The 8,707-nt window shown below is 36.5% G+C and carries 3 protein-coding genes and 1 pseudogene; 1 reads left to right on the forward strand and 3 read right to left on the reverse strand.

Annotated features, from left to right (window positions below; genetic code table 11):
* Positions 1 to 648, forward strand: a pseudogene (locus tag MN869_RS20030) (IS30-like element ISAba125 family transposase); the annotation flags it as partial.
* A 99-nt stretch (positions 649 to 747) separates the two neighbouring features.
* Here MN869_RS20030 and MN869_RS20035 read toward each other — a convergent pair.
* From MN869_RS20035 to MN869_RS20045, 3 genes are all read right to left on the reverse strand, one after another.
* Positions 748 to 5,718: a type ISP restriction/modification enzyme gene (locus MN869_RS20035; RefSeq protein WP_241304607.1), complete on the reverse strand. Its 4,971-nt coding sequence runs from the start codon at positions 5,716 to 5,718 to the stop codon at positions 748 to 750.
* A gap of 365 nt (positions 5,719 to 6,083) precedes the next feature.
* The gene (locus MN869_RS20040; protein ID WP_241304608.1) at positions 6,084 to 7,322 is read right to left on the reverse strand and encodes a tetratricopeptide repeat protein; all 1,239 of its coding nucleotides are present in this window, start codon (positions 7,320 to 7,322) and stop codon (positions 6,084 to 6,086) included.
* Between the two features lie 25 nt (positions 7,323 to 7,347).
* Positions 7,348 to 7,956 (reverse strand): hypothetical protein, encoded by a 609-nt coding sequence (locus tag MN869_RS20045; RefSeq protein WP_130066764.1) that lies wholly within the window; start codon positions 7,954 to 7,956, stop codon positions 7,348 to 7,350.
* Between the last annotated feature and the right edge of the window lie 751 nt (positions 7,957 to 8,707).

The following is an 8,707-nucleotide window of genomic DNA, read 5'->3' on the forward strand; positions in this document are numbered from 1 at the left end:
GCATTACCAAAGGGTGAGTTGAAAAAAGACTTATTATCCTGTCTGCGTCATGAAAATAAAAAGCGAAAAGCTAACGGTGAACCTAAAAAAGATTCTATATTACAGGATATTAAAACTATTCATGAGCGCCCAGCCGAAGTTCAAGAAAGAAAAATACCGGGTCATTGGGAAGCTGATTTAATTAAAGGTAAAGACAATAAAAGTTCGATAGCAACACTTATTGAACGAAATACACGGCTCTGTATCTTGGCAACATTACCTGATGCAAAGGCAGAATCAGTGCGCAAGGCTTTAACTGAAGCTCTGAAATATTTACCTGCAGAACTGCGTAAAACGTTGACCTATGACCGTGGACGCGAGATGGCAGAACATAAAATACTTGAAGAAGATTTAGGCATAGATGTATATTTCTGTGACCCACATTCACCCTGGCAAAAAGGCACATGCGAAAATATGAATGGTTTAATTAGGCAATATTTACCTAAAGGGATTGATTTAAATCAGGCAGATCAGCATTATTTAAATCAAGTTGCCATGTCACTGAATACTCGTCCTAGAAAAGCGTTAGATTGGCTTACACCATTAGAGAAATTTGCTCAGCTTGTTGATTATCATATGGCTTTTGAAACTGTCGCACCTCATGTTTGAATTCGCCCATCTTCAATATGTACGGATTGAGGTGTCGTGAATGATTTATATTTTAGAATTTCAATATTTGTAAGTTTAATCATTAGTTATCCCCTGAATTTAAATATCCAACTTAGGCAAAGCTTTGACAATCTTCATTGTTTCCAAACTTACCTTTATCACACGTAAAAACAAATTCAATGGATATTTAGCATCACCCATAGTTTCAATTGCCCAATTGTTTGCATCGTTTACAATACCACTGTCTTTGTGCGTAGAAACACCTTGGCGCTCCATTACCCATTCAAGTGCTGACTTACCATTCACAACGTAGTCATAAGCCTCTATAGGGATTTCACGAATGGTAATGGCATTGTTATAGACCACCGTATCCTTTTGATCCTTTTTTGGGAATTTCATTTTGGTCACATAGAAGTCTTTATCTGCTAGCTGCTTTAATGATTTACCACCCAAGTCCAATTTAGCTTTATACGGCTCTACAGTTTCATAGTTTAAATGCCAATGTGCCAAATCACGCCCTGCTTTAGAGAATGCCCAGAAATCTTCAGTTTTTTTCACGCATGGGATGCGTGGTAACTCTTTGGTAAGGTTGTCAGCATAACGACTACGATAATCTTCACTATGTAATAAGCCATACACATAGTAGAAAATATCTTCCTTGCTAATCGTTTCAGTCGGGTAGGCATCTTGGAAATGCTTTAGCCCTTCATCACTAATGGCATCTTTACGAATATATTTTCCATCTGCTGTTTTGGTTTGAGCATGGTTAAATAGGTCAGCACCATTGCCTTTTACTGTAGTTTCTTCGTAAAGGTAAAGTGGGAAACCTTGTCCTCCTGAATGTTGCATATTTAAATCAGGAATAATATTAGTGATAATTACAGAAAAATCTTTACCGCTACTACTGCTACCGCTTATATATAAAATTAAATTTTCCGTATCTGATGTTGGAAAGATTTGAGGCATCTGACCGACACGATGTATTAATCCACCACCAAAATATAAATTTTGTTTTTGGTATGGTCTATAAATTGAAAAGCGAATAAGACTTTCATCAAATGTTATGTTATTCTTTTTTTCAAAACTAGATAATAAGCTACTTGTCCAACTGATCTTGGTTGTATCCATTATTGGATTATTGCCATTTGTTAGATTATTATTATAAAAGTTGATCATACTTTCTATATTATGTTTTAACTTCTCATTACTACTTTGATATACCCAAGCATCGCGACCTGATTCTGCACCTCTTGAGTAATTCAAGAATAAACTTATTTTAGATTTATCTTTCTTATTTCCAATCTCAATAAAGCCGCTAAAACTATCATCACGCTGATTTAACCAATCGTTATGTTCATCAGGTGTAATTTTCGTCCAACCATCAATTGCAGTAATGCCATTAATACTGACTAGATCAGAAATTTTCTCTAATTTGTCTTCACGGCTTAGATAATCACCGATGTCATGAAAATAGATTTGACCATATTGTTTTACTTTTGGGTTTTTAACCAATACTGCAATCACAATCGGTGCACGACTACCACCACCAAAGATTTTGCCACCTTCTTGCCGTGAACGCTCGCCCGAAGTGCGTTGATTGCCTCTTAAATGGAAGAAGTACAATGAGCTAAATTCATCAGCCAAACATTTGCGTAAACCATCGGCAGAATTCGTATCAATGTAACCACCATTGGTTACAAAACCAATCACACCACAGTCTTTGATACGATCACTCGCCCAACGAATTGCACGAATATATGAATCATAAAGTGAGTTTTTATTGGTGGAAGTTGTATATTCTGCGTAGGTTGTTCTAATGCGTTCATCTAAATGGGGATAGGCAACATTCGCATTATTATCATTTGCAGATTCTTGACCTGATGAATAAGGTGGATTACCAATAATCACACGAATATCAAGATCCTTTTGGCGTTTACGTCGTGCACTGTTATCAATTAAAATTTTGCTAACTAAATCCTCTTTTTCGTACATTTCAAAGGTGTCGGTTAAACAAATCCCTTCAAATGGTGTATATTCTAGCTCAGGATTAATCACTTTCATCTGATCGTGATACACGGTTTCAATATTAATTGATGCGATGTAATACGCTAATAAAACGATCTCATTGGCGTGGATTTCATTTTTGTATTTGTAGATCAAACGATCCGCAGGGATTAAACCTGATTGTAATAAGCGATTGATAAATGTACCTGTACCTGTAAATGGATCAAGTACATGCACGTTATCATCAGCAAAGGTTTTACCAAATTCGCTTTTCAGTACATCATTGACACTATGAATAATGAAATCCACCACCTCTACAGGGGTATAAACAATCCCTAGCTTTTCAGTCATGCGTGGAAAGGCATTCTTAAAGAATGAATCGTACAGCGTTAAAATAATACTTTGCTTACCTTCGGCTGTATTAATTCCTTCTGCTCGCATACGCACTGATTCATAGAATGAATTAAGCGTGTCTACTTCTTTATCCAAATGATGCTCATTGAGGGCATCAAGTACCTTTTGCATTGCTAAACTCATTGGGTTGTGTTCAGCAAAGCTATGATCTTTGAATAGGGCGTCAAAAACTGGTTTGGTGATTAAATGTTGTGCCAACATTTCAATGATTTCAGCATCAGATACGCTGTTATTCAAATCATCACGTAATTCATGAGCAAATTCATTGAAAGCGGTAATTTCATTCGTATTTTCCGAGTTTTCAAGAATAGCTTGAATGCGGTCAATATGAGTTTTAGCAATTTTCGCTACATCACTTGCCCAATCTTCCCAATGATGACGATTACCACATTTTTTTACGATCTTGGCATATAAAGCACGTTCAATCTCACCAACTTCAAATACCATTTCCTCTTGAACTGGTAGCGGGGTTTCTGCTGTACCAATAGATGAACCACCTTTGGCTTGTGCTTTGGCCCTTTGTTTCTTTCCATCACTTAAACCTGTAGTCGTTGTTTCATCGTCACCTTGTTTTGGTTTGGCTTTTTTAGTCTTTTTAACAACCTTATCAGCAACCGCAATAACCTCCATGCGAGATACGTCTTTGCCATTAAACTCTAACTTGTTGATCATCGCATCAAAGCGGTCATCATGCGCACGTAGAGCGTTAAGTACTTGCCATACCACACGATAGGCTTCATTAGAATTTAACGCCTGTTCAGGCTCAACACCCGCAGGAATCACTACAGGTAATATGACATAACCAAGTTGCTTACCATCAGCTTTACGCATGACACGTCCAACAGATTGCACAACATCAACCTGTGAGTTGCGAGGTGTTAGGAAAAGAACTGCATCAAGTGACGGAACGTCTACACCCTCTGATAAACAGCGCACATTAGACAGGATACGACAAGTATTTTCAGGGGCTGTTTCTTTCAACCAAGTGATTTTATCTTTCTTCTCGGTTGCATTCATCCCTCCGTCAACATGTTTAACTTCGCAATTAAGTTTTAATGATGGATCAATATATGGATCTTCTTCTGTTCTGTATAAATGATCCATTTCCGCTTGTTGATATGCTTCAACAACAGCACTAAACATTTCCGTGATTTGCTTAGAACTAACTTTATGTTTTTTGCCTTTATATTCTTTTTCAATCACTTGACAGAAGGCAACCGCACGTTCCATTGGCTTTGCAACTGTGCCATCTGGATTATATAAACCTTGTTTAGCGAGAGCTTTCCAACAGCCAACAATTTTTGCAGCATCATCAACTTTTAGAGAGTTATTTTCGTCTTTTAATAAGCCTTGTAATTGACGATTAATATGACTTTCTTCAACAGCAAGTACAATTACCTTATAGTCACATAAAATGCCCATTTTTACTGCTTGCGAGAATGTTATGACATATAGATCTTCACCATACAGCGATTTATCATCCATTGAGCAAAGTGTCACACCTTCTGTTTCTTTAGCTGTATCACCATAAATACGAGGAGTAGCTGTCATATATAGACGTTTCTTACCTTGTACATAATCATTATTATGAATACGCACAAACTTGGATTCATCATCTCCCTCAAAAGTTGCACCTGTGGTACGGTGTGCTTCATCACAAATAATTAAATCAAATTCAGGGAATCCTGCTTTTTGAGCTTCTGCAATGACATCAATTGAATGATAGGTTGAGAAAACCACATTCATGTCCTCATTCGCTTCATTCGGTTTAAATAAATCTCTTGCCTTAAATGCCTTAACTAAACTTTGGGGATTGGTTGTAGCAGGGAATTTTAAGTCACTAATCCCGACTACAATATTGTCATCATCTTTTTTCTTACCAACATCACTATCAGAACAAACTGCAAAACTGCGGATACCTAATGATGTTTGTTGAGTCCACTCATCAAGCGTTTGACTAAGTAATGCAAGACTAGGGACTAGAAACAATACATTTTTACCACGACCTACCAGTTCCTCAGCAATACGCAAAGAGGTAAAGGTCTTACCCGTACCACAGGCCATAATAAGCTTGCCACGATCTGCCTCAGCTAATCCATATTTGACTGCCGACAATGCGGGACGTTGATGATCTCTTAAACTATTTTTTTTACGAAATATAGGCTTCACATTTGAATCAAAATTAAACTGTGACCAGTCAATTAAACTGCCTTCTAAATCTAATAATGAAATAGTTGCAACAGGTGGATTTGCATCCACTAAAGATGATTTAGCATTATCAGTCCAATCATCCGTTGAGGCTACGATATAGCGATACGCAAAATAAGATTTACCAGAGCCACCTAAAAAGCTATCAATATCTTTCTTCTGAATTTTTGTAGTGTTGTAATTTTTACACTGGATTGGATGAAATTCACCATCAATAGTTACCGCAATAAGATCAATACCATAGTCACGTTTATCAGTAACTTTTAACTTTTCACCGTACTTTTCAACCCAATCAGAATATGACAAAACTTCTGTATAAATTTCGGCATATTTAGGTTCATTTAAGAAATATTGAATCATCAAATTCTCAAATGAAGTACCTTTATCTCTATTTGTAAGGCTAATTTTTTCAATCGATTGAAGTAAATTTGTTAAAGCTGACATTCAGACCAAGCTCCAAATTATAAAGTGCTTTTATCACTTAAATTTAAAAAATATATTGATGTAAAATTTAACATATTTTTAAAAAAAGCATTTGAAAATATGAGGTTTTACAGTTTTTTTAGTAGTCGAAACAAGAACGTTATATGAAAAAAGTGAATAGTTAGTTGAGCATATTTCTAGCCTTATTGCCTACTTTATCTACCTGAAAGATACTTTCCAAATGAATAAAAAAGTCAGTACGATCACCATCATTTCTAATTTGTTGAATACTCCCTGAAGTCTCCTCGTTCTCATAACTTCCTCCAATTCCTAGCACATAGAAATAGGAGGATAGACATCAATATATCTATTCAAATTTAGGAGTATTATTTCTGCTTCGAATACAACTTACTCTTGCTATCATACTGATAAATTATAATTTTATTTATTGTAACCTTCCGATCATTGTCGTTCAAATCCGTCCCTTTATAATGAATCTGGAATGGATAAAATGGTTGTCCATTTTGGTTAACTTTGATTGCTGAAGAATAGCCGTACTCTGGTTGTTCTGAAACTTTTCCCTCGTCAAACATTTGTTCAACAATATAGCTTTCTTCATTTAACAGAAGCAGTGACCATACGCTTTCCCCATAACCATTACCGTCATAACCATCAATGGTGTAGCTTCCTAGTGTATTGTTTCCAAAAGCTTGTAAATTCCTCTTAAACTCTTGGGCGTTCCATGAGGTTCGACCATATCCCTCGATACTTTCAATTCCCCCTTGGGCTGTTTTTGAAACCATTTGGAATTGTCCATTGCCCAACTTTTTAAAGAGATATAATTCCAAAGTACCTCGTGTAGTATGTGAGGTTTCTATCCTGCCTTCGATTGCTAAAGTCACTTCTACAGGGACTAAATAACGGGTTTCGCCCTGCATATTTTGGTATGTAAAAATAGGGGCGATACTGATCACAGCGTCAGTGAGATCGTCCAAGTCACTAGGCTTATTAACATAGTAATATTTGCCACTTCCCCAATAATCATCTTTTTTTCTTTCTCTGGATGATGTCACTTTATAAAAACTTCGGGCAATGGTATCCGTATTTAGGTTAGGAAGTACCACTTGCTTAAAGTTTTTAGGCTCAAGCGTGGATGTATTATAGTATTTAATAGCCGTTGTGGCTGTTTGTACTGATGACGTTTGAGTGGTATTGAGCTGTTGTGCTTTAGCCTGCAATGTATTGTATAACTTGACTGCTTCAGGTTGTCCCTGCCGTGCAGCACTTTGCAATAAGGCTATACCTTTTTCTGCATCCTGTGGCACACCATCTCCATTTAAATACATGGCCGATAATGCGTACTGGGATGGGGCATAACCATTAGCGGCTGACTTGGAAAACCATTCAGCAGCTTTTTTATGATCTATCGGTACGCCATTTTTACCTAGGTAGTAAAGCATCCCCATATTATGGTTACTTTGGTTGTTATCTCCCTTTGTTGCTACTTGAGACAGAACATAGTTTAACCCTGCTGACAGGTTCACTTTTTTGGTTTCAGCACATACTGTTGAACTAGTTACGACCATACCAGTAGTCATAACAATACTGAGCATTAATTTTTTCATCTGATTCTTATCCTATATATTGTTGTTATTGATAATGATCAGCCGATAGTAACTGACGGATTTCACTTGCCATTTTTGGACTACGCCAAGGGAACAGCACCTTAAGGCTATAGTTAGGTTTAAATTGATCTCGTGTTCCAATATTGACTTGGAACTCACGCTTCATTGGTGTTCGATGTTCACGCTGATTAACATGTGTACCCATCATCGGGTTACTGATCACGGTAGTCGTGGTTCTGAAGCGATCTTCGACCAAGTTGTAATGACCTACAGAGGTAATGTAATCAAAAGGATATTTAACTAAACGTTGATCAGGCTGATCAAAAAGAATGATGGTCTTGTCTTGGCTATTAATCCAGACTCCACGATTTTGATAATTAAAGGTTTCACCCTGACGTTTGAGCTGCTCGGTCATCCCATCAAAGTAGGTATTTCCGTATTGATATAGGTAGTAAATGATCACAAACCAGAATAGGTCAAAGCCAAAGAAGACATAGGCGAAAGCGCCAAAAGAAAAAATCTTGGCAACAATTAAAAAGATCACAATCGGTAAGACTACACACTTTAAAAATAGCTTGGATTTCTTTGGGTAGTTTTCGATTGGAATGATTTTTGGTTTCGTTAATTCAGTCATAGTTATTCCCACACATGTTTAATGCAATAACTCACAATCACAAGGGGGACATAAAAATAGGTATTTTTTATAGGCGTGACTTAGCCATCCACCTTATGAATTGTTCTATTTAAAAATGTTGTTTTTAATACACCTAATTAAGAATTAGCTCTGTATTCCCCATTGTCTGAAATAATGAGGCTGAACATGTGGCGAGGCACAAATGAGAAAAAATGAATGAGACATGATAAATTCCTATATGCGAATAAAGGTTCTACCAAATCACTGTCAAATGATGGTGGTAGAACAAAGAGGGGGTTGACAGACTGGGCATATAGAACCAGCACGCACGAAGCGTCCCCCTCCCGTTCTACCGCAAAGGGGGAACACGAGGGTTTCGCACATAAACCCACACTTGAAAAAGTATGAATCAGGTACGCTATACGCCACGGCCTGTCAAAACCGACTGACAATTTAGGTCAGCAAAGGAATGATAGTTTTAAGCAGCCGCTCAGTCAAATATTTTAAAATCTAAAATTCGATCACTTTTTCTTATTTAGAATCTATTATTTCTAACGAAATCGTGAACTTACTCTAAAAAAATCTTAAGAACATTAGAATTTATTAATATTATCTAACTGCAAATTTGTTAAACAAAAAATTTAAAATTCATATACCTAAATAATTAATTTCTGTATTTCTGTATTTCTGTATTTCTGTATTTCTGTATTTCTGTATTTCTGTATTTCTGTATTTCTGTATTTCTGTATTT

This window comes from Acinetobacter sp. NIPH1876, assembly GCF_022808535.1.
Lineage (GTDB): Bacteria > Pseudomonadota > Gammaproteobacteria > Pseudomonadales > Moraxellaceae > Acinetobacter > Acinetobacter higginsii.